Here is a 23,047-nt window from a genome sequence, read left to right on the forward strand (position 1 = left end):
TTTTCTCGCATGGGGACGAACGGGAAGCACCGCACGCATCTGGTCTGGGACTGGAACGGCACTCTGCTCGACGACAACATCGCGGTCGTCGGCGCGACGAACGCCGCGTTCGCCGAGATCGGCCTGGCGCCGATCACCCTGGAGCAGTACCGCGAGATGTACTGCATCCCGATACCCCGCTTCTACGAGCGCCTGATGGGCCGGCTGCCCACGGACGTCGAGTGGGAGCGGATGGACGGGGTCTTCCACCGTCACTACACCGAGCAGCGCGAGGCCTGCGGGCTGACCCAGGGGGCCGCGGAACTGCTCGCGCAGTGGCAGCTGGCCGGCCGGAGCCAGTCCCTGCTGAGCATGTACGGGCATGAACACCTGGTCCCCGTCGTGCGGGGATACGGCATCGAGCGGCACTTCGTGCGCGTCGACGGGCGCACCGGACCGTCCGGCGGCAGCAAGGCGCAGCACATGGAGCGGCATTTCGCGGCACTGGACGGGATATCGCCCGCGTACACGGTGGTCATCGGTGACGCCGTGGACGACGCGGTGGCCGCGGCCCATGTCGGAGCGAAGGCGGTGCTCTTCACCGGCGGTTCGCACAGCCGGACCAGTCTGGAGGCGGCGGGGGTGCCCGTCGTGGACACCCTGGCCGAGGCCGCGGCCCTCGCCCAGCAGCTGAGCGAGTAGCCGCCCACCCCACAGGGCTCAGGTCACCGGTGCCTTTGTGCGGAGCACGGTCAGGAACTCACGCATCCAGGCCGAGTGGTCCGGCCAGGCGCGGGACGAGACCAGGGTGCCGTCCACCACGACCTCGGTGTCCTCGAAGGCGGCCCCGGCCGTTTCCATGTCCGGCTCCAGCGCGGGATAGGCCGTGACCCGGCGGTTCTTCAGCGCGCCGGCCGCGGCCGTCATCAGCGGGCCGTGGCAGATCTGGGCCACCGGGCGGTCCGTGTCGAAGAACGCCGAGAGGATCGTGCGGAGACCGGCGTCGTTGCGCAGGTATTCGGGAGCGCGCCCGCCCGGGACGACCAGGGCCACGTAGTCGTCCGGGTCGACCTCGGAGAAGGCCAGGTCGGCGGGCCAGGTGTAGCCGGGCTTCTCGGTGTAGGTGTCGAAGCCGGGCTCGAAGTCATGGACCACGAAGCGGAGCGTCTTGCGGGAGGGGGCGGCGATGTGGACCTCGTAACCCTCCTCGCGCAGCCGCTGGTACGGATAGAGGACTTCGAGGGACTCGGCGGCGTCGCCGGTGACGATCAGGATCTTCGGTGCCATGGCGGGGCTCCCCACGGTGCGTCGGCCTGTTCTGTTTACCGGTACCAGAGTGCGGCAGTCAGGGCTTGCGCGCTGTCCAGAGTGTCAAAGTTCGGGGCCTTCTTTTGTACACATACGGCTCGTGACGGTGACGGGGGCGGGCGAGATAGCCTGGACCCCGTGATCAGCGCGATACGCCTCGGGGGCAGCGAAGCCCCCGGCCTGCGCCCGGAGTGCCACAGCACCCGGGCCATCACTGATCCCCTCAGCCCGACCCGACCGCCGAAAATGGCCAATAAGGTCCCGGGCGTCTCTCATAGCGGCATAGCGTCGACTCAGACCGGAAACCCCGTGTCGTGGCGGTACGTCGTCTTTTTCACCTACGTCACGCAACGGCGCGCGACAGGAGCCAGAGGACATGCAGACCAAGCTGGACGAAGCCAAGGCCGAGCTGCTCGCACGGGCTGCCGAGGTAGCTGACAACAGCCCGGGCGGTGGTGTCGGTGGCCCGGGCGGTAGCCCCCGGGTGAAGGTCGCGGCGACCGGCGCCGACGACAGCACCGGGGCCGGGCAGGAGCGTTCGCGTCAGGACGTACTGCTCGCCTATCTCCAGCGCTACTACCTCCACACCGCTCCGGAGGACATCGCCGGCCGGGACCCGGTCGACGTCTTCGGCGCCGCCTCCTCCCACTACCGGCTCGCCGAGGACCGCCCGCAGGGCACGGCCAACGTCCGGGTCCACACCCCGACCGTCGAGGAGAACGGCTGGACCTGCAGCCACTCCGTCGTCGAGGTCGTGACCGACGACATGCCGTTCCTGGTCGACTCCGTCACCAACGAGCTGTCCCGCCAGGGCCGCGGCATCCACGTCGTGATCCACCCGCAGGTCATCGTCCGCCGCGACGTGACCGGCAAGCTGATCGAGGTCCTCACCGAGGGCGTAGGCATCTCGACGGACCCCCAGGCCGGCCGGAAGAACGCCAAGGGGGCGAAGGACGCCAAGGCCGAGCTGCCGCACGACGCGCTCGTCGAGTCCTGGATCCACGTCGAGATCGACCGCGAGACCGACCGCGCCGACCTCAAGCAGATCCAGCTCGACCTCCTGCGGGTCCTGTCCGACGTACGGGAGACCGTCGAGGACTGGGAGAAGATGCGGGACGCCGCGCTGCGCATCGCCGACGACCTACCCGGCGAACCGCTCGACGACCTCGCCGACGACGAGGTGAACGAGGCGCGGGAGCTGCTGCGCTGGCTCGCCGCCGACCACTTCACCTTCCTCGGCTACCGCGAGTACGAGCTGAAGGACAGCGACGCGCTGGCCGCCGTGCCCGGCACCGGCCTCGGTATCCTGCGCGCCGACCCGCAGCACAGCGAGGACGAGGCGCACCCGGTCAGTCCCTCCTTCGACCGGCTGCCCGCCGATGTCCGCGCCAAGGCCCGTGAGCACAAGCTCCTCGTCCTGACCAAGGCCAACAGCCGGGCGACCGTGCACCGTCCCAGCTACCTCGACTACGTCGGCGTGAAGAAGTTCGACGCCGAGGGCAACGTCATCGGCGAGCGCCGCTTCCTCGGACTGTTCTCGTCCGCCGCCTACACCGAGTCCGTGCGCCGGGTGCCCGTCATCCGCCGCAAGGTCGCCGAGGTGCTGGAGGGCGCGGGCTTCTCGTACAACAGCCACGACGGCCGCGACCTGCTGCAGATCCTGGAGACGTACCCGCGCGACGAGCTCTTCCAGACGCCGCCCGACCAGCTGCGCTCCATCGTCACCTCGGTGCTCTACCTCCAGGAGCGGCGCCGGCTCCGGCTCTACCTGCGCCAGGACGAGTACGGGCGCTACTACTCCGCGATCGTCTACCTGCCGCGCGACCGCTACACCACCGGTGTGCGCCTGCGGCTGATCGACATCCTCAAGGAGGAGCTGAACGGCACCAGCGTCGACTTCACCGCCTGGAACACCGAGTCGATCCTGTCCAGGCTCCACTTTGTCGTCCGGGTCGCCCCCGGCAGCGAGCTGCCCAGCCTCACCGACGCCGAGGCCGACCGCATCGAGGCCCGGCTCGTCGAGGCAGCCCGGTCCTGGGCCGACGGATTCCAGGAGGCGCTGGGCGCCGAATGCGGTGAGGAGCGCGCCGCCGAGCTGCTCCGTCACTACGGGCACTCGTTCCCCGAGGGCTACAAGGCCGACCACTCGCCGCGCTCCGCCGTGGCCGACCTGGTCCACCTCGAAGCCCTCAAGGAGGACGAGAAGGACTTCGCCCTCAGCCTGTACGAACCGGTCGGCGCCGCACCCGGCGAGCGCCGGTTCAAGATCTACCGGACCGGTGAGCAGGTCTCGCTGTCCGCCGTCCTGCCGGCGCTCCAGCGGCTCGGTGTCGAGGTCGTCGACGAGCGTCCGTACGAGCTGCGCTGCGCGGACCGTACGCACGCCTGGATCTACGACTTCGGGCTGCGGATGCCGCAGGCCACGGCCAACGGCGGCTACCTGGCCGACGACGCCCGGGAACGGTTCCAGGAGGCGTTCGCCGCCGTGTGGACCGGCGAGGCGGAGAACGACGGCTTCAACGCGCTGGTGCTGAGCGCCGGTCTGAACTGGCGGCAGGCCATGGTGCTGCGCGCCTACGCCAAGTACCTGCGCCAGGCCGGATCGACCTTCAGCCAGGACTACATGGAGAGCACCCTCCAGAACAACGTCCACACCACCCGGCTGCTGGTCTCGCTGTTCGAGGCCCGGATGTCGCCGGAGCGGCAGAGCGCCGGTACCGAACTGACCGACGGGCTCCTCGAAGAACTCGACGGCGCCCTGGACCAGGTCGCCTCGCTCGACGAGGACCGGATCCTGAGGTCCTTCCTCACCGTCATCAAGGCCACCCTGCGCACCAATTTCTTCCAGCGCGCGGAGAGCGGCAAGCCGCACAACTACGTGTCGATGAAGTTCGACCCGCAGTCGATCCCGGACCTGCCCGCGCCCCGCCCGGCGTTCGAGATCTGGGTCTACTCGCCGCGCGTCGAGGGCGTCCACCTGCGCTTCGGAAAGGTCGCCCGCGGTGGTCTGCGCTGGTCGGACCGGCGCGAGGACTTCCGTACGGAGATCCTCGGCCTGGTCAAGGCGCAGATGGTGAAGAACACCGTCATCGTCCCGGTCGGCGCCAAGGGCGGCTTCGTCGCCAAGCAGCTGCCGGACCCGGCCGTCGACCGTGACGCCTGGATGGCCGAGGGCATCGCCTCGTACCGCACCTTCATCTCGGCGCTGCTCGACATCACCGACAACATGGTCGCCGGCGAGGTCGTGCCGCCCAAGGAGGTCGTCCGGCACGACGAGGACGACACCTACCTCGTCGTCGCCGCCGACAAGGGCACCGCGAAGTTCTCCGACATCGCCAACGAGGTCGCCGTCGCGTACGGCTTCTGGCTCGGTGACGCGTTCGCCTCCGGTGGTTCGGCCGGTTACGACCACAAGGGCATGGGCATTACCGCCCGCGGCGCCTGGGAGTCCGTCAAGCGGCACTTCCGGGAGCTCGGCCACGACACGCAGACCGAGGACTTCACCGTCGTCGGCGTCGGCGACATGTCCGGCGACGTCTTCGGTAACGGGATGCTGCTCTCCGAGCACATCCGCCTCGTCGCGGCCTTCGACCACCGGCACATCTTCATCGACCCGAAGCCGGACGCAGCGACCTCGTACGCCGAGCGCCGCCGCCTCTTCGACCTGCCGCGCAGCTCCTGGGCCGACTACGACAAGGGGCTGATCTCCGCGGGTGGCGGCATCCACCCGCGCAGTGCCAAGTCGATCCCGGTCAACGCCCATATGCGTGAGGCGCTCGGCATCGAGGCCGGGGTCACCAAGATGACGCCCGCCGACCTGATGCAGACCATCCTCAAGGCCCCCGTCGACCTCGCGTGGAACGGCGGCATCGGTACGTACATCAAGTCCTCCGCCGAGTCGAACGCGGACGTCGGGGACAAGGCCAACGACGCGATCCGCGTCAACGGCGAGGACCTGCGCGCCAAGGTCGTCGGCGAGGGCGGCAACCTCGGGGCCACCCAGCTCGGCCGCATCGAGTTCGCCCGTACCGGCGGCCGGATCAACACCGACGCGATCGACAACAGCGCCGGTGTGGACACCTCCGACCACGAGGTGAACATCAAGATCCTGCTCAACGGCCTGGTGCGGGACGGCGACATGACGGTCAAGCAGCGCAACAAGCTGCTCGCCGAGATGACCGACGAGATCGGCCACCTGGTGCTGCGCAACAACTACGCGCAGAACACCGCACTCGCCAACTCGGTCGCCCAGGCGCCCTCCCTGCTCCACGCCCAGCAGCGCTTCATGCGCCGTCTCGGCCGCGACGGGTACCTCGACCGGGCCCTGGAGTTCCTGCCCACCGACCGGCAGATCCGTGAACTGCTGAACGCGGGCAAGGGGCTCAGCCAGCCCGAGCTGGCCGTCCTGCTCGCCTACACGAAGATCACGGCGGCGCAGGAGCTGATCGGGACGAACCTGCCGGACGACCCGCATCTGCAGAAGCTGCTGCACGCCTACTTCCCGCAGCAACTGCGCGAGCGCTACCCGGACGCGGTCGACGGGCACGCGCTGCGGCGCGAGATCATCACCACGGTCCTGGTGAACGACACGGTGAACACCGGTGGTTCGACGTTCCTGCACCGGTTGCGGGAAGAGACCGGTGCCTCGATCGGGGAGATCGTGCGGGCCCAGTTCGCGGCCCGGGAGATCTTCGGCCTCGGTGAGGTGTGGGACGCCGTCGAGGCGCTCGACAACGAGGTCGCGGCCGATGTGCAGACCCGGATCCGGCTGCACTCGCGACGTCTCGTCGAGCGCGGCTCGCGCTGGCTGCTCGGCAACCGGCCGCAGCCGCTGGAGATCGCCGGAACGATCGACTTCTTCCGTGACGGGGTCGAGCAGGTCTGGGCCGAGCTGCCCAAGATGCTGATGGGCGCGGACCAGGAGTGGTACCAGGGAATCCTGGACGAGCTCACCGAGGCGGGTGTCCCGGACGTGCTCGCGCAGCGCGTCGCCGGATTCTCGTCGGCGTTCCCGGCGCTCGACATCGTGGCGATCGCCGACCGCACGGGCAAGGACCCGCTGTCCGTCGCCGAGGTGTACTACGACCTCGCGGACCGGCTGGGCATCACGCAGCTGATGGACCGGATCATCGAGTTGCCGAGGGCGGACCGCTGGCAGTCGATGGCCCGTGCCTCCATCCGCGAGGACCTGTACGCGGCACACGCGGCGCTCACGGGTGACGTGCTGAGCGTGGGCAACGGGTCCTCCTCGCCCGAGGAGCGGTTCAAGGCGTGGGAGGAGCAGAACGCGGCGATCCTGTCGCGCTCGCGCTCCACGCTGGAAGAGATCCAGGGGTCGGACGCGTTCGACCTGGCGAACCTGTCGGTGGCGATGCGGACGATGCGGACGCTGCTGCGGACGCACGCCTAGCGTGCGGGGGTGAGGTGGCTGCCGGTGCGTTCCGGTTTCGGTGGCCGCCTTGTCCTCGGGCCGGGCGGGCCGGAGAAGGTGCGGCCCGTCCGGGGCTGAGGGTTTGTCCTCAGTCGCCGGACGGGCTCGGTGCGCCGGGCGGGCGGGATGTGCGGCTTCGGCCGGGGCTCGGGCTTGTCCTCAATCGCCGGACGGGCTTGAGATGCCCGCTGAGGCCGGTGTGATGGACGGGCTTGAGATGCCCGCTGAGGCCAGTGTGATGGACGGGCTTTATGCGCCGGCTGAGGTCGAAGTGGCGGGCGAACGTGGAACGGCTATTTCTTGCCGGTGAACCGCTCGTACGCTGCGACGACCTCCTTCGCCGGGCCGTCCATCCGCAAGGTCCCCGCCTCCAGCCAGATCGCCCGGTCGCAGGTTTCGGTGATCGACTTGTTGTGGTGGCTGACCAGGAAGACCGTGCCCGCCTGCTCGCGCAGTTCGATGATCCGGTCCTTGCTGCGCCGCTGGAAGCGGGCGTCGCCCGTGGAGAGCGCCTCGTCGATCAGGAGGACGTCGTGGTCCTTGGCGGCCGCGATGGAGAAGCGCAGCCGGGCGCCCATGCCGGAGGAGTACGTGCGCATCGGCAGCGTGATGAAGTCGCCCTTCTCGTTGATGCCGGAGAAGTCGACGATGCCGGCGTAGCGTGCGCGGATCTCCTCGCGGCTCATGCCCATCGCGAGCCCGCCGAGCACGACGTTGCGTTCGCCGGTCAGATCGCTCATCAGCGCCGCGTTCACCCCGAGCAGCGAGGGCTGGCCCCGGGTGTGGACGCGTCCCTTCGTGGCGGGCAGCAGTCCGGCGATCGCCTTGAGCAGGGTCGACTTCCCCGAGCCGTTGGAGCCGATCAGTCCGATCGCCTCTCCCTTGTACGCGGCGAAGCTCACCCCCTTCACCGCGTGCACCTCGCGCACTCCGGGGGCCTGCCGGCGCGAGACGATCCGGCTGAGGGCCGAGGTGGCGCTGCCCTTGCCCGTACGGGCGCCGTTGACCTTGTACGTGATGTGGACGTCGTCGACGACGACCGTCGGTACCGCTGAATCCGTGCTCTCAGCCACGTCCGTAACTCTCCTCGGCCTGCCAGAAGTAGACGAACCCGCCCACGCCGCACACCAGCGCCCAGCCGGTGGCGACGGCCCACACGTGTGGGGGAAGCTGCGAGCCGTGGAAGCTGTCGATGAGGGCGAATCGCATCAGGTCGATGTAGACGGCGGCCGGATTGATCTCCAGCGCCAGCTTCGCCAGGTACGGGACCCGGTCGCCCGCCAGGCTCGTGTCGAGGCTCCACATGACGCCCGAGGCGTACATCCAGGTGCGCAGGATGAAGGGCATCAGCTGGGAGATGTCCGGGGTCCGGGCGGCCAGTCGGGCGAAGACCATCGAGACACCGGTGTTGAACACCGCCTGCAGGGCCAGGGCCGGTACCGCCAGCAGCCAGGACGGCTGCGGGTACTGGCCGACGGCCAGCAGGATCAGCACCAGCGCGGCCAGTGAGAACAGCAGCTGCTGGAGCTGTTGCAGGGCCATCGCGATCGGCAGCGAGGCCCGGGGGAAGTGCAGGGCCCGTACGAGGCCGATGTTGCCGCTGATCGCACGGGTGCCGGCGGTGATCGAGCTACTGGTGAAGGTCCAGATGAAGACGCCGGTGACCAGGAACGGGACGAAGTCGCTGACGCCCTGCTTCGTCTTCATCAGGACGCCGAAGATGAAGTAGTAGACCGCCGCGTTCAGCAGCGGCGTCATGATCTGCCAGATCTGGCCGAGCTTCGCCTGGCTGTACTGGGCGGTGAGCTTGGCCGTGGCGAACGCCGTGATGAAGTGCCGCCGCCCCCACAGCTGCCGTACGTACGACGGCAGCGTCGGACGGGCTCCGCTCACGGTCAGTCCGTGGCGGGCGGCGAGAGCGGCGAGTTCGCCCGGCGCGTGGACGGGCGCGTGGGCGGCCGGGGAGACGGGCGGGGAGGCGGGCGGCGGGGTGTCCGCCGGGGCCGGGGCTGTTGTCTGGCTCACCACGATCGCTTTCGAGGGAAGGCGGGCAGGGCGGAACTGTACGGCCGCGACGGAACGGGACCGTATCGTCGCAACGCCGAGGGTAGGACGCCGAGACGTCGCTACGCAACCGTTTCGTCGTCGCGGACTATGATTCGGCCATGACCACCGACCCGGGAAGCCGCCGCCGTGCCCCCGCCGGAGCCGCCGTGCTGCGCGAGGACGTGACCGATGCGATCCGTACCGCGGTCTTCGAGGAACTGGCCGCGGTCGGCTTCGCCCGGATGTCCATCGAGGGCATCGCCCGGAGGGCGGGTGTCGGCAAGACCGCGGTCTACCGCCGCTGGAAGTCCAAGCTGCACCTGGTCCTGGACCTGGTGTCCGCCGTCGCCGTGCAGGGCATGCCCGCCCCGGCCACCGGCTCGCTGTACGGAGACGTCCGTGCCGTGCTCGAACTGGCCGCCTACGCCCTGCGCCATCCGCTCGCCTCCCAGGTCATCCCGGACCTGCTGGTCGAGGCGGCCCGCAACCCGGAGATCTCCGACACCATCAAGGCCGCCCTGCTCGACCCGCAGCAGGGCATCGCCGCCGTGGTCGTACGGGACGCCGTCGCACGCGGGGAACTGCCGCAGGACAGCGACCCGGACCGCGCCCTGGACCTGATCGTCGGGCCCCTCTACTGGCGGCTCGCGGTCGTCAGGGGCGAGCTTCCCTCGGGCTACCTGGACGACCTGGCGGCCTCGGCCGTGGCCGCCCTCACCCGCTGACCGGGGCGGGGCGGGCGCGCGGCGGCGGCCGGCGTCAGCACGCATGACCGCGCCATCACTCGTTGGGGACCGTAACCGGTGACCCCCGGCCGTTCACGGGGTTGAGCCATACGGATAGCCAGGCCCCCGATGAACGGACGTGCTCGCCATGCCGCCACGGCTCAGTGTCGTTGTCCCCGTCTACAACGTGGAACCCTTCCTCACGGACTGCCTGAAGTCGCTCGCCGAGCAGACCGTCACCGACCTCGAAGTGGTGATGGTCGACGACGGGTCCACCGACGGCAGCGCGGCCCTGGCCGCCGGGTTCGCCGAGCAGGACGACCGCTTCCGGCTGGTCAGCCAGGAGAACGGCGGGCTGGGGCACGCCCGCAACACCGGCGTCCGCCACTGCGACCCGGAGAGCCGCTACCTCGCGTTCGTCGACAGCGACGACATCGTCCCGCCGCGGGCGTACGAACTGCTGGTCGGCGCCCTGGAGGAGACGGGCTCGGATCTCGCGTCCGGCAACGTGCTGCGGCTGCGGACCGACGGCAGGCTCCAGCAGTCGCCCATGTTCCGGGTGCCCATGGCGACCACGCGGCTGCGCACCCACATCTCCCGCGACCGGGAACTCACCGGCGACCGGATCGCCTGCAACAAGGTCTTCCGCCGCTCCTTCTGGGACGAGCACGGGTTCGCCTTCCCCGTCGGCGCGCTGTACGAGGACATTCCGGTCGTGCTGCCCGCGCACTTCCTGGCCGGCTCCGTCGACATCGTGAAGGACCCCGTCTACCACTGGCGTGACCGCCCCGGCTCGATCACCGCAGGCCGGGCCGTCGTCCGCGGCATCCGCGACCGGGTCGCGCACGTGCAGGGTGTCTGCGCCTTCCTGGAGGAGAACCGCACGGCCGCGGACAAGAGCCACTACGAGGCGCACGCGCTGGCCAACGACCTCTGGTACTTCATGGAGGTCCTGCCCGACGGCGACGACGCGTACCGCGAAGCCTTCCTGACGCACACCAACGCCTTCATCGACCAGCTCGAACCGGCGGTGCTCGACGGGCTCCCGCTGCGGCTGCGGCTGATGTGGCACCTGGTGCGCGAGCGCCGCACGGAGGAACTGCTGGCCGTGCTCGCCTTCGACAAGCGCGAACCCGGCGCGTTCGCCGTGCGCGGGCTGCGCCGCCGGAGGGCCGTCTACCCACCGCTGACCCGGCCGGTTCCGGGCCGGGTACTGCGCGTCGGCGAGCGTGATCTGCCGCTGGTCGCCCGGCTCCGGGAGGCCGGCTGGCAGGACGGCAAGCTGCGACTGAAGGGGTACGCGTACATCCGCAATCTGCCCGCCGCCTCGGGCGCCTCCGAATTCCGGGCCGGGTGGCTCCGGGCGGGCGGGCGGCAGGTGATCCCGCTCCGGCTGCGCAGGACCGCCGAGCCGGAGGCCACCGCGCGCTCCCGGCAGAGCCTGCACGACTACGACCGGTCGGGCTTCGAGACGGTGCTCGACCCCGCCAGACTCCGTATCCCCGTGGACGGCCCGGCCGCCCACGTCGCCTGGCGCCTGGAGCTTGGCGTCGCCCGGAACGGGGTGCTGCGCCGTTCCGCCCCCAGCACCGCCGAGGCACCCGTGGCGCCGCCCGTGTACCGGCCGGACGGGGACCACCGGATCGTGCCGGTCTTCGACGGCGACCGGCTGGTCGTGCATGCCGAACGGATCGACGCACGCTTCGAGACCCACCGCGCGGGCGAGCAGGCCGACGGCACCGCGGCCGTCGTCGTCGACGGCATGCTCCGCAACCGGCTCGGCGGACGGGACCTGCGGCTGAGCCTCACCCACCGCTCCTCCGGCACCGCCTTCGAGTGCCCCGTGACGGTGCAGGAGGACACCACGCCCTCGGCGACGGGATGGCGTCGCTTCACGGCCGCGATCCCGCTCACCGAGCTCCTGGGCGCCCGGCCGGCGTCCGCACAGGGACGGTCGGGCATCCCGTACAGCGTCCATCTCGTCGGCCCCGGCGGCAGCCGCACCCCCATCGACGTGCCGGGTCCCGTCCCGCCGGGCCGCTACCCCCTCGCACCGGCCGGTGACGAGCCCCGCGAACTGGGCCTCACCGTGAGCGCGCGCGGCAATCTGCTGATCAGCGACCGCCCCGTCCAGCCCGCAGTGGAACTGGCCGCCTGGACGCAGGAAGGGAAGCTGCTCCTGGAGGGCACCTTCCCGGACGATCCCGGGCGCCCGGTCGAGCTGGTGGCCCGGCACAGCGGCCATCACGAGGAGGCGGTCTTCCCCGTCACGTTCACCGGTCCGCAGGACGAGCGGCGGTTCACGGCCGAGCTGCGGCCGGACGCCGTCGCGACGTGCGGGGGCGGCGAACTGCCGCTCGGGGAGGGCAACTGGTACTTCTTCCTCCGTGAGAAGGGCGCCGCCGACGAGACCCGTGACACGGCCCTGCGCCTCCCGGCCGCCGTCCACCACACGCTGCCCGCCGCCCGCACCCTGGCAGGCCGTGCGTACGTCATCGAGCGGCGCTTCCACGACCAGCTGCTGCTGAGCTGCGCGCCTCCGCTCGGCGCCGCGGAGCGCGGCCCCCGTGCCCGCCGGCTGCTCGGCGTGGCCTACACGGCACAGCGCACCGCGGCGCTGCGCGACGCGGTGCTGTTCAGCAGCTTCGACGGCCGGCAGTACTCGGACTCACCGCGAGCCGTTCACGAGGAGCTGATCCGACGGGGGACCGGTGCGGAGCATCTGTGGGTCGTACGCGACAGCCAGGCACGCATCCCGGCCGGGGCCACCGCCGTGGAGCACGGATCGGCCGCCTGGCACGAGGCGCTGGCCCGCAGCCGCCACATCGTCACCAACACCCAGCTGCCCGAGTGGTTCGAACGGCGCGAGGGCCAGACCGTCGTCCAGACCTGGCACGGAACCCCGCTCAAGCGCATCGGCCTGGAGCTCGCCGGAACCGCCCAGGCGAACCGTGCCTACATCGCCACCCTCGAACAGCGCGCCCGGCAGTGGAGCCTCCTGGTCTCGCCCAACACGTACTCGACCCCGGTGCTGCGCCGCTCGTTCGGCTTCGAGGGCGAGGTCCTGGAGTGCGGCTACCCGCGCAACGACCTCTTCCACGCCCCGGACCGCACCAAGGTCGCCGCCGCGGTGCGGGAGACCCTCCAGATCCCCGACGGCAAACGGGTCGTGCTCTACGCGCCGACCTGGCGCGAGGACCGGCCGAGGAACAACGGCCGCTACACCATGGACCTGCGGCTCGACCTCGCCGCCGCCGAGCGGGAACTGGGCGCGGACACCGTCCTGCTGGTGCGCCGTCACTACCTGGTCACCGACCGGCTCCCGGACAGCGGCACGGGATTCGTCCGCGATGTCTCGCGCTACCCGGAGGCCGGCGAGCTGATGCTGATCAGCGACGCGCTGGTGACCGACTACTCCTCGATGATGTTCGACTTCGCGCACACCGGGCGCCCGATGCTCTTCCACACCTACGACCTGGAGCACTACCGCGACACGCTGCGCGGATTCGCCTTCGACTTCGAATCGCGGGCACCCGGCCCGCTGATCCCGGAGTCCGCCGATCTCATCGAGGCCCTGCGCGACCCGGTCCGGGCGACCGCGGGACACGCGGGGGCGTACGAGGCCTTCCGGCGGGACTTCTGCGACCTCGACGACGGCCGGGCGGCGGCGCGGGTGGCCGACCGGTTGCTGTAGTCCGCGCCCCTGCGCGACGACGCCCCGGGCGGGCGCGGACGCGCGGTGAAGTGCGAGGTGACGTGGTGGTGAACGCGAATTGACGCACGGGCTGTCCGAACTGCGTGAACCGTTCGAGTGATTCAGGGAAAGTGGCGTTTGCACGGATGCGCAGGGAATCCGAGCCGCGGGCCGGATAAGTATGTTCATCGGTGCGTTGCATCGCGACCTCGGGTTGCTACGTTCTGTTTTCATGGGTATCCGAATGTGGTGCGAAACCTGGGGTGTGCGACGGGCCAGAGCCGCTGTACTTGTTGCCGCGGCGATCGGTCTTCTCACTCGCACGCTCATCGCGGCGAATGTGCCGGGACCCGCCGATGTGCGCTTCTTCCAGGGATTCGCCCAGGCCGTCGCCGCCCACGGCCCCATTCGAATCTATGAGCAGCAGCTGCCCGGACTGCCCGTCTACAACCACCCGCCGCTGGCCGGCTGGATGCTGCTCGGACTGAACGGTATTTCGGAATTCGGAATTTCGTTCGCCACGCTGATCAGATGGCCCGCTTCGCTCGCCGATTTCCTCTGCGCCCTGGTCGTGTTCGAAATCGTCCGCAGACGTGCCACGCTGCGCACCGCGGTGCTGTGCGGGACCGGCGTGGCCGTCAGCCCGGTGCTGATCGCCACGTCCGGCTACCACGGCAACACCGACGCGGTCGCCGTCATGTTCGCCCTGGCCGCCGCCCATCTGCTGGCCGACCGCAAGTCCCCGCTCGCCGCGGGAGTGGCCGCGGCGCTCTCCATCAGCGTCAAGTTCATCCCGGTCGTGGTGGTCCCGGCGCTGCTGGTCGCCGCGCTGCGGGGCGGCCGTCCGGTGCTGGTCCGTTTCGCCGCCGGGTTCACCGCCGTGTTCGCGCTCGTGTGGGGGCCGGTCCTGGCAACCGTTCCGCAGGACCTCCAGCGGAACGTGCTGGAGTACGCGGGCGGCAGCTACCGCTTCTGGGGGCTGGTCCGCTTCGCCGACGTGTCCGGCCTGCCGGAGTCCGTCATCACCTTCGTGCAGGGCGGCGGTCACTTCCTCTTCGTCCTGCTGTGCGTGGCCGCCGGGGCCCGGCTCGCGTGGCTGCGGCCCGCCCAGCTGCCGGGCGTCGTCGCCGCCACGCTGGGCCTGCTGCTCCTGCTGTCCACCGCCTCCGGTCTGCAGTACCTGACCTGGGCGGCGGCCGGAATGTTCGTCCTCGGCGCGTGGGAGGGGTTCGCGTACAACGCCGTGCTCGGACTGACCGCCGTCCTCGGCTACAGCGGACGCTCCGCCGTGCGCTGGAGCGAACCCGTGCTGTACCTGGGCGCCGCCGGCTGGATCGTCCTCGCGGCCGGGCTGGCCACCGGTGTCCACCGCCTTCTCGCCACGTGGCCCGGCGAGGACCCGTCCGGCCGCACCGGGCGGGCGCAGCTCTCCGTTCCCCGTACCTCCCAGCCCTCCGGGTCCGCCGTCACCTGACCGCGCCCCCGGAACGGCACCGTCCTCGCCCCTCCCCGACCCCCGCCACGTGCACCGAGCGCAACTGGAGAACGCCCCGTGAAGGAAAGCCCGAGCCCCAGGATCGGCATCCTGGTGGTCGCGTACAACGCGGAGACCACGCTGGAGAAGACCCTCGACCGGATTCCGGAGGATTTCCGGTCCCGGGTCGACGAGATCCTCATTCTCGACGACGCGAGTCATGACGCGACCTTCACCGCCGGCTGCCGGTGGTCGCAGGCCGAGGGAATGCCGCGGACCGTGGTCATGCGGCACACCAAGAACCTCGGATACGGCGGCAACCAGAAAGCCGGGTACGCCCTGGCCGCCGCGCATGGACTCGACATCATCGTGCTGCTGCACGGTGACGGTCAGTACGCCCCGGAATTGCTCCCCGAAATGGTCGCCCCGATCGAACGCGGCGAATGCGAAGCGGTTTTCGGATCGCGGATGATGAAATCCGGTGGCGCCCTCAAGGGCGGAATGCCGATGTACAAGTGGCTGGGCAACCGTATTCTCACCCGGCTGGAGAACGGGCTGCTCGGATCGAAGCTCACCGAATTCCACTCCGGTTACCGCGCCTACAGCGTCGAGGCGCTGAAGAAGCTTCCCGTCGACCGGAACACGGACGCCTTCGACTTCGACACCCAGATCATCGTCCAGCTGCTGAACGCGGGAATGCGGATCAAGGAGATCCCGGTCCCCACGTACTACGGCGACGAGATCTGCTACGTCAACGGCATGAAGTACGCGAAGGACGTCGTCAAGGACGTCCTCGAATACCGGCTGGCGGTCAAGGGGTTCGGCACCTGCGCCTGGATCCCCAAGCCCGTGGAGTACGCCTTCAAGGAGGGCGACGGCTCCTCGCACGCGGTCATCCTGGAGAAGATGCGGAAGATGCCCCCCGGCCGGGTCCTGGACCTCGGCTGTTCCGGCGGGCTGTTCGCGCAGCGTCTCGAATCCCTCGGCCACGAGGTGACCGGCGTGGACTACGTCGAGGTGCCCGGTGTGCGCGAGAAGTGCACCCACTTCCACCTCGCCAACCTGGAGGAGGGGCTGCCGGCGGAGATCGGCACCGGCTTCGACTACGTCGTGGCCGGGGACGTCATCGAACACCTCTCCCGTCCCGAGCGGGTGCTCGCGGAGGTCGCCACCGTGTTGCGGCCCGGGGGCGAGGTGCTGCTCTCCGTGCCGAACTTCAGCCACTGGTACTCACGGCTGCGGGTCGCGCTCGGGGCCTTCGATTACGACCGCCGCGGCATCCTCGACGAAACGCATCTGCGCTTCTTCACCCGGGCCAGCCTGCGCCGCACCGTGCGCGCCGCGGGCTACGACGTCCTGGACATCGCCTCGACCGGGGCGCCGTTCTGGTCGCTCCTGGGCCGCGGGCCGCTCGCCGCCGTACTCGGCGGGATGTCGAGGCTGCTGACCCGGATCCGGCCGACGCTGTTCGGCTATCAGCACGTCGCACTGCTCACCCCGCATGCGGCCGAGACGATCATCGCTGGAGAGCACGTCGATGTACAGGACATCCTCAACCGACAGTACGTCCCCGCCGACCGGGTCGGCGTCTGAGGCGACGATCCCCGAACCCACCCCCGCCCCGGCGTCCGAGTCCCGGGCCGCCGCAGTCAGGAGCAAGGCCTTGACCCTCCCCAGTCTGATCCTGCTGCTGTTCGCCGTGTTCTCGTCGGCCGGTGGCCAGATCATGCTCAAGCACGGGATGAAGGGCGCCGTCGCGACCGCCGGGCGGGACGGTGGCTCGGTCGCGCTGCGTGCCGCCACCAGCCCGTGGGTCGTCCTCGGCCTGGTGGTCTTCGCGGTGTCCGCACTCGCCTGGATGTCGACGCTGGCCAAGGTGCCGCTCTCCATCGCCTATCCGTTCAACGCCCTCGGCTATCTGCTGATCGTCGGGGCCGGGGCGACGGTGCTGCACGAGCGGACCTCGATGTGGACCTGGGGCGGTTCGCTGCTCGTGGTGATCGGCCTCGCCACGGTCATGGCGGGCCAGCAACGCTGAGCCCGTGCATGCCGAAGGGCCCGCCGCGGCGGGCCCTTCGGCATGCACGGCGGAATCAGACCGTGGCAGGCTCCTCGCCCAGCAGGACCCGCCGCACCACGCGCTCGGCGGCGCGGCCGTCGTCGTACGGGCAGAAGCGGGCCCGGAAGGCAGCCAGGAGGTCCCGGTTCGCCGGGCTGTCCCAACCGCCGTCGTTGAAGACGCGCGCCAGCTCCTCCGTGGTCGTCGCCACGGCCCCGGGGGTCTCGCCCGGCCGGCCGGAGAGCAGGTCGAACACGACGCCGCGGACCGTGCGGTACGTCTCCCAGTCCGGGGCGTGCACCACGATCGGGCGGTTCAGGTGCGCGTAGTCGAACATCACCGACGAGTAGTCCGTGATCAGCGCGTCGGCCGCCAGACAGAGGTCCTCGATCCGCGGGTGCTCGCTGACGTCGATGACCGACGGGCTCCCGGGCAGCTTCGCGCCTCCGTAGAAGTAGTGCGCGCGCACCATGACCACGGTGTCCGGGCCGACGGACGCGCAGAACCGTTCCAGGTCCAGGCGGCTGGTGAAGGCCGCCTCGTAGTCCCGGTGGGTGGGTGCGTACAGCAGGGCACGCTGCCCGGGCCGGATGCCCAGGCCCTCGCGGGCCGCCCGGACCTGTTCGTCGGTCGCCGACGCGAGGACGTCGTTGCGCGGGTACCCCGTCTCCAGGCTCCGCGCGGCGCCCGGGTAGGCGCGGGCCCAGACCTCGGTGGAGTGCGGATTGGCGGAGACGCTCCAGTCCCACCGGTCGACCCGCTTGAGCAGCCGGTCGAAGTTCAGGCCCTGCGCCGCCGCCGGATAGTCCTGCTGGTCCAGGCCCATGATCTTCAGCGGGGTGCCGTGGTGCGTCATCACGTGCACCTGGCCGGGCCGCTTGACCACGTGGTCGGGGAAGTTGACGTTGTTGAAGAAGTACGTGGCCCGGGCCATCGTCGCCCAGTAGCGACGGGTGCCGGGCACCACGTGGTCGATGCCTTCCGGCACCGAGTCCACCTGGTTCTTCGAGACCACCCAGACCCCGCGCACCCCCGGCGCCAGCTCCTGGGCCTTACGGAAGACGGCCTCCGGATTGCAGCTGACCCCGCGGTTCCAGTACGCGGCGTAGACCGCGAGCCCGCGGTCCAGCGGGAGCTTGCGCCAGCACCAGTAGTAGCGCCTGCTCAGGCTGCGCTTGGCCCGGTCCCGCACCGCGTCCGGGGCGGCCCGCAGCCCGCGGCGCAGGGCCAGCGCCGTGTCGAGGGCGCCGAGCAGGGCGTACCGGCCACCGCCGATCAGCCGGGGACGCAGCCCGCGCGCACCGCCGGGGAGGCGGTGGCCGGCGGGCCGGTAGGTGCGGTGGAACGCGGCGACGGAGCGTACGTACCTCCTGCGCCGGCGGGTCACGGCCGGATAGCCGGCCAGCAGCTCCTGGACGGCCCGTTCGAAGAGCAGCGGCTGCACGGCGAGCAGCCGGGGGCGCTCGCGGAGGAACTCCATCAGCCCGGCGTACGCGTCGACGAGTTCGGCGGGCGCCGCTTCCGGTGTCTCGTCGCCGAGGCCCGGCAGATAGCGCTGCTGGCGGTGTTCGACACAGGCGGTGGGCAGGACGGCCACGGACTCGGCGGCGGCGACGGACTGGAGGGCGTAGACCCGCTCCCCGTGCCGCCCGGGCCCGAAGGCCAGCTTCTCGCCCTCGTGCAGGGTGCGGCGCACGGCCCGGTTCCAGGACACCGGGGCGATGTCGAGGAGCGCGGACTGGCCGGGGGCGGCCAGCGGGCCGTCGGAGAGTTCGCCCAGCCGCTCCAGCGACCTGCTGGGCCGGGACCGCCCGCGGAACGGCCGCTTGTGATGGCCGAACAGCAGCAGATCGGGCTCCCCGGCGTCCACGAGCCGCCCGGCGACGGCACCCAGCGCGCCCGGCAGGAGGACGAAGTGCGCGTCCAGGAAGAGCAGATAGTCCCCGACGGCCCGCTCCGCCCCGGCGTTGCGGCACCCTTCCGGACCCGCGCCGTCCGGCAGGTGGATGGCCTGCACCCGGTCGTCCCGGGCGGCGAACTCGTCGAGCAGCAGCCCCGAACCGTCCGGCGCCCCGTCGGCGACACCGATCACCTCGATGTCCGTGAACGGCTGCGAGAGCACCGACTCCAGGCATTCGCGCAGACTTCCCCGGGCGCGGCGGACCGGGATGATGACACTCAGGCGGGGCATACGGACTCTTTCTCGGACACGGGCGTGCGGAGCGGCAGGGCCGGGGCGCGGCGCACGGACGTACGCGCGCCGACAGCGGAGGCGGGTACTCCATAAACGCCCGATGGAGTGACAGGGTTACGCCGCAACCCGCCGGCCACGCGAAACGCCAGGTGGGGGCACCCCTGTTGGCGTACACAGGGATGCCCCCGGTTGACGTACCGGTGTGCGATGTTCCGTACGGCGCGGCTACTTGACCGCGCCCGCCATCACGCCGGAGACGAACTGGCGCTGGAAGGCGAAGAACACCGCGAGCGGGATCACCATCGACACGAAGGCGCCGGGCGCCAGGACGTCGATGTTGTTGCCGAACTGCCGTACCTGCTGCTGGAGCGCCACCGTGATCGGCGGGGAGTCGGAGCCCGCGAAGATCAGCGCGACCAGCATGTCGTTCCACACCCAGAGGAACTGGAAGATCCCGAGTGAGGCGATCGCCGGCCCGCCCAGCGGCATCACGACCCGGGTGAACAGCCGGATCTCGCCCGCCCCGTCGAGCCGCGCCGCCTCCAGCAGTTCGCGCGGGATCTCCGCGAAGAAGTTGCGCAGCAGGAAGATCGCGAAGGGCAGGCCGAAGGCCGTGTGGAAGATGACCACGCCGAAGGTCGTCTCGAAGATGCCCACCGCGCCGAAGAGCTTGGAGACCGGGATCAGGGCGACCTGCACCGGGACCACCAGCAGCCCCACGACCACCAGGAACCACCAGTCACGGCCCGGGAACTCCATCCAGGCGAAGGCGTATCCGGCGAGCGAGCCGATCACCACGACGAGGACCGTCGACGGGACGGTGATCATGACCGTGCTGAACAGCGAGTCGGTGATCGTCGAATTGTCGAGCAGCCGAGAGTAGTTGTCGAAGGTCAGCTCGGACGGGACGGTGAAGATCTTCCACCAGCCGGTCGCCGCGATCCGGTCCGCGCTGCGCAGCGAGGACAGGAACAGTCCGACGGTCGGCATCAGCCAGAACAGGGCCACCAGGACCAGCACGACCCGCATCACACCGCCGCCGGCCAGGGCCGCGATCCGTGACCCGAGGGACCGTCCGGTCTTCGCCGCGGAGGTGCCCGGGGCATCGTCGCCCGCTCCGGCGGGCGGGGCCGTGGTCGAGGGTGTCGTCATCGGCGCCCCTCCTTCCGTATCCGCCTGATGTTGAAGAGCATCACCGGGACCACCAGCAGCAGGAGGAGTACGGCGATGGCGCTGCCGATCCCCAGGTCCGCGTCCGTGCCGAACGAGGACCGGTAGAGCTGGAGCGCCAGGACGTTCGCGTCGTCCTGCGAGGAGCCCGGCGCGATGATGAAGACGAGGTCGAAGACCTTCAGGACGTTGATCATCAGCGTCACCAGCACCACCGCGAGGACCGGCGCGAGCATCGGCACGGTGATCCGGCGGAACACCTGCCACTCGTTGGCCCCGTCCACCCGGGCCGCTTCCAGGAGTTCACGCGGCAGACCCGCCAGGCCGGCCGCGATCAGCACCATGGCGAAGCCCGCCCACATCCAGACGTAACTCCCGATGATGCCGGGCGTCACGAACGACGGACCGAGCCAGTCGACCCCGTTGTACGGCTCCTTGAAGTTCGAGGCCGGGAGTCGGAGTTCGGCCCCGTCCGCTGAGGCGGGCAGGGTGAAGACGCCGTCGGCGCCCGCCGTGGCGGAGGCGACCACCCGGCCGTCCTTGACGGCCTCCACCTTGATGCCCTTGAGCCCGAGCTCCTTGGTGTCGATGACGTTGGGCTTGCCGCCGCCGCCCTTGGTGAAGTCGAGCCACGCGGTGCCCGTGATCTTCCCGTCCCCGCCCGCCCGCGGGGCGCGGGCCGGCTTCGCGTCGGTGGGCATCTTCGCGGGCAGCACCCCGACCAGCGGCAGCTGGACAGGCTCCCCGGCCTTCACGGGCACCTTCGTCACGAAGGAGCCGCCGTCCGCCGCCTTCAGTGGATGGACGGGCAGCGGATGCGCCTTGGGGAAGCCGGCCGACTCGGCGAACGTGTCGTGCACGCCCACCCAGACGGCGTTGGCGACCCCGCGCTCCGGTGCCGCGTCGTACACCAGCCGGAAGATGATGCCCGCGGCGAGCATCGAGATCGCCATCGGCATGAAGACGATCAGCTTGAACGCCGTGCCCCAGCGGATCCGCTCGGTCAGCACCGCGAAGATGAGTCCGAGCGCGGTGGCGACGGTCGGTGCGAAGACCACCCAGATCGCGTTGTTCTTGACCGCCGTACGGATGGTGTCGTCCGTGAACAGCGCCTTGTAGTTGTCGAAGCCGGCGAATCCGGTGCCCGCCTGGTCGAAGAACGACCGGTAGACGGAGTACACGATCGGATACACCACGAGCGCGCCGAGCAGGACCAGCGCGGGCAGCAGGAAGAGCGCCGCGATGATCCTGCGGGTGCCGGTCACGCTCCTGCGGCTGGGCACCTTGCGCAGGGGCGGCTCCCCGGGCGCGGGCTGCCCGGGGACGGACGTCCTGGGGGCGGGCACCGAAGTCCCGCCGGACGGTTGCTTGTCGGCGGGGAGCGCCTCGTCGGCGCCCCCCGCTGCGGCTGTCGTCATCGCGTCAGCTCTTGTACGCCTTGGCCGCGTCGGACTCCAGTTTCGCCTGGGTCCCCGCGATGTCCTTCGGGTTCTTCAGGAAGTCCTGGAGGGTCTTCCACTCGCCCTTCCCGGGCGTCCCGCCGAACGACTGCGGGGCCTGGTCGGACATGTCGAACCGGACGGCGTCACCGGCCGCGATCAGCGCCTCAGCCATCGTGCGCTGCACCTTGTTGGGGTACGAGGCGGCGTCCAGGGCCTTGTTCGGCGAGATGAACCCGCCCTGCTCGGCCCAGATCTTCGCGGCGTCGGTGGAGGCCAGCCAGGTCAGCAGGGCCTGGGCGCCCTTGCTGTCCTTCAGGGCCACCGCCGCGTCGCCACCGGTCACCACGGGCGACTCGGCACCGACCGCGGGGAACGGGAACACCTTGGCGTCCGTACCGATCTTGGCCTCCGTCTGGGCGATGTTGATGCCGACGAAGTCTCCCTCGAAGACCATGGCCCCCTTGGGCTGGTCACCGCCGGTGAAGGTCTGGGTGACCGAGGCCGGGAACTCCGTCTGCAGCGCGCCGTCGGCACCGCCCGCGATCAGGGAGGGCTTGCCGAACAGCTGCCCCAGCGAGGTCAGCGCGTCCTTGACGGACGGATCCGTCCACTTGATCTTGTGCTGGGCCAGCTGGTCGTACTTCTCCGGGCCCGCCTGGGAGAGGTAGATGTTCTCGAACCAGTCGGTGAGCGTCCAGCCGTCCGCGCCGCCGACCGAGACCGGGGTGATCCCCGAGGTGGACACCGTCTCGGCGGTCGCCAGGAAGTCCTTCCAGGTCTTCGGCTCCGATGCGCCCGCGTTCTCGAACACCTTGGCGTTGTACCAGATCAGGGACTTGTTGGCGGCCTTGAAGTACACGCCGTACTGGGTGCCGTCGACCGCGCCCAGGTCCTGCCAGACCTGCGAGTAGTTCTTGGCGAGCTGGGCCTTCGCCTCGGCGCCGACCGGCTTGGCCCACTTCTTCTCGGCGGCCTGCTTGATGGCGCCGACCTGCGGGATCATCGCGACGTCCGGCGGCTGGCCGCCCGCGATCTTCGTACCGAGGAAGTTCACGATCGGGTCCTGCGCCGGGACGAACGTCACCGTCGCGCCCGTGCGCTTCTCGAACTCCTTGAGGACCTTGACGAAGTTGGCCTGCTCGGGCCCGGTCCAGACCGCGGCGACCGAGATCTTCTCGCCGTCCAGCTTCGGTAATACGACGCTCGGCGTGCTCCCGGTCTCCTTGGCCGAGCCACCCCCGTCCTTCGTGTCCTTCCCGCCGTCACCGTCGTCGCCGCAGCCGGTGAGGGCCAGCGCGCCGATGGCGGTGAACACCAAGGCGGCCCTGCGAATCCGAACCGTTGTGCGCATTCCTGCCCCGTCTCTCCTGTGCGCGTGCACGGCGGCACCGGCCGGGTCCCCAGTCGTGCCGCCCACTTATCACGTCGTCCTGTGCGGACAGTCCTACGCCCGGCACCGGGGCGCCGCAATACCGCCATCGGGCCCAACTCGTTGATCGTGATGGGCTCGTGACGTGAGGTCAGT

14 protein-coding genes are annotated in these 23,047 nt (G+C 70.3%); 7 read left to right on the forward strand and 7 right to left on the reverse strand.

Annotation, left to right across the window (positions count from 1 at the left end):
• The first annotated feature begins 9 nt into the window (after window positions 1-9).
• Window positions 10-681 (forward strand): HAD family hydrolase, encoded by a 672-nt coding sequence (locus OG959_RS24165; RefSeq protein ID WP_326661624.1) that lies wholly within the window; start codon window positions 10-12, stop codon window positions 679-681.
• An 18-nt stretch (window positions 682-699) separates the two neighbouring features.
• Here the strand turns inward: OG959_RS24165 and OG959_RS24170 are convergent, their stop codons facing one another.
• On the reverse strand, window positions 700-1,266 hold the full coding sequence (locus tag OG959_RS24170) for a DJ-1/PfpI family protein (RefSeq protein WP_326661626.1): 567 nt from the start codon (window positions 1,264-1,266) through the stop codon (window positions 700-702).
• Window positions 1,267-1,663: 397 nt separating this feature from the next.
• On the opposite strand from OG959_RS24170, the gene OG959_RS24175 reads away from it, so the two are divergent.
• Window positions 1,664-6,697 carry an NAD-glutamate dehydrogenase gene (locus tag OG959_RS24175; RefSeq protein WP_326661628.1) on the forward strand — a complete coding sequence of 1,678 codons (5,034 nt, stop codon included), beginning with the start codon at window positions 1,664-1,666 and terminating at the stop codon, window positions 6,695-6,697.
• Window positions 6,698-7,011: 314 nt separating this feature from the next.
• Here OG959_RS24175 and OG959_RS24180 read toward each other — a convergent pair whose 3' ends face one another.
• Complete coding sequence (locus tag OG959_RS24180; protein WP_326661630.1) at window positions 7,012-7,791, reverse strand: ABC transporter ATP-binding protein; 780 nt, start codon at window positions 7,789-7,791, stop codon at window positions 7,012-7,014.
• Window positions 7,784-8,746: an ABC transporter permease gene (locus OG959_RS24185; RefSeq protein WP_326661632.1), complete on the reverse strand. Its 963-nt coding sequence runs from the start codon at window positions 8,744-8,746 to the stop codon at window positions 7,784-7,786. Before OG959_RS24185 ends, OG959_RS24180 begins: the two co-directional genes overlap by 8 nt.
• Before the next feature lie 137 nt (window positions 8,747-8,883).
• Between OG959_RS24185 and OG959_RS24190 the strand changes: the two genes are divergently transcribed.
• From OG959_RS24190 to OG959_RS24210, 5 genes are all read left to right on the forward strand, one after another.
• Complete coding sequence (locus OG959_RS24190; protein WP_326661634.1) at window positions 8,884-9,489, forward strand: TetR/AcrR family transcriptional regulator; 606 nt, start codon at window positions 8,884-8,886, stop codon at window positions 9,487-9,489.
• Between the two features lie 139 nt (window positions 9,490-9,628).
• Window positions 9,629-13,183: a CDP-glycerol glycerophosphotransferase family protein gene (locus tag OG959_RS24195; RefSeq protein ID WP_442805615.1), complete on the forward strand. Its 3,555-nt coding sequence runs from the start codon at window positions 9,629-9,631 to the stop codon at window positions 13,181-13,183.
• A gap of 232 nt (window positions 13,184-13,415) precedes the next feature.
• A complete protein-coding gene (locus OG959_RS24200; protein ID WP_326661638.1) occupies window positions 13,416-14,657 on the forward strand; it encodes a glycosyltransferase family 39 protein in 1,242 nt (413 codons plus the stop codon).
• A gap of 78 nt (window positions 14,658-14,735) precedes the next feature.
• A complete protein-coding gene (locus OG959_RS24205; RefSeq protein WP_326661640.1) occupies window positions 14,736-16,250 on the forward strand; it encodes a bifunctional glycosyltransferase/class I SAM-dependent methyltransferase in 1,515 nt (504 codons plus the stop codon).
• A 70-nt stretch (window positions 16,251-16,320) separates the two neighbouring features.
• Window positions 16,321-16,695, forward strand: coding sequence for a hypothetical protein (locus OG959_RS24210; protein ID WP_236064105.1), 375 nt, complete (start codon window positions 16,321-16,323; stop codon window positions 16,693-16,695).
• A gap of 55 nt (window positions 16,696-16,750) precedes the next feature.
• Here the strand turns inward: OG959_RS24210 and OG959_RS24215 are convergent, their stop codons facing one another.
• The 4 genes from OG959_RS24215 to OG959_RS24230 all read right to left on the reverse strand — a co-directional run bounded on the left by OG959_RS24215 (window position 16,751) and on the right by OG959_RS24230 (window position 22,873).
• Window positions 16,751-18,907: a bifunctional glycosyltransferase/CDP-glycerol:glycerophosphate glycerophosphotransferase gene (locus OG959_RS24215; RefSeq protein ID WP_326661645.1), complete on the reverse strand. Its 2,157-nt coding sequence runs from the start codon at window positions 18,905-18,907 to the stop codon at window positions 16,751-16,753.
• A 228-nt stretch (window positions 18,908-19,135) separates the two neighbouring features.
• Window positions 19,136-20,062: a carbohydrate ABC transporter permease gene (locus tag OG959_RS24220; RefSeq protein WP_326661647.1), complete on the reverse strand. Its 927-nt coding sequence runs from the start codon at window positions 20,060-20,062 to the stop codon at window positions 19,136-19,138.
• A complete protein-coding gene (locus tag OG959_RS24225; protein ID WP_326661649.1) occupies window positions 20,059-21,498 on the reverse strand; it encodes a carbohydrate ABC transporter permease in 1,440 nt (479 codons plus the stop codon). Before OG959_RS24225 ends, OG959_RS24220 begins: the two co-directional genes overlap by 4 nt.
• Window positions 21,499-21,502: 4 nt before the next feature.
• Window positions 21,503-22,873 carry an ABC transporter substrate-binding protein gene (locus tag OG959_RS24230; protein WP_326661651.1) on the reverse strand — a complete coding sequence of 457 codons (1,371 nt, stop codon included), beginning with the start codon at window positions 22,871-22,873 and terminating at the stop codon, window positions 21,503-21,505.
• Window positions 22,874-23,047 lie beyond the last annotated feature (174 nt).

It is taken from the genome of Streptomyces sp. NBC_00385, assembly GCF_035917155.1.
In the GTDB taxonomy this organism is placed as follows: Bacteria; Actinomycetota; Actinomycetes; order Streptomycetales; family Streptomycetaceae; genus Streptomyces; species Streptomyces poriferorum.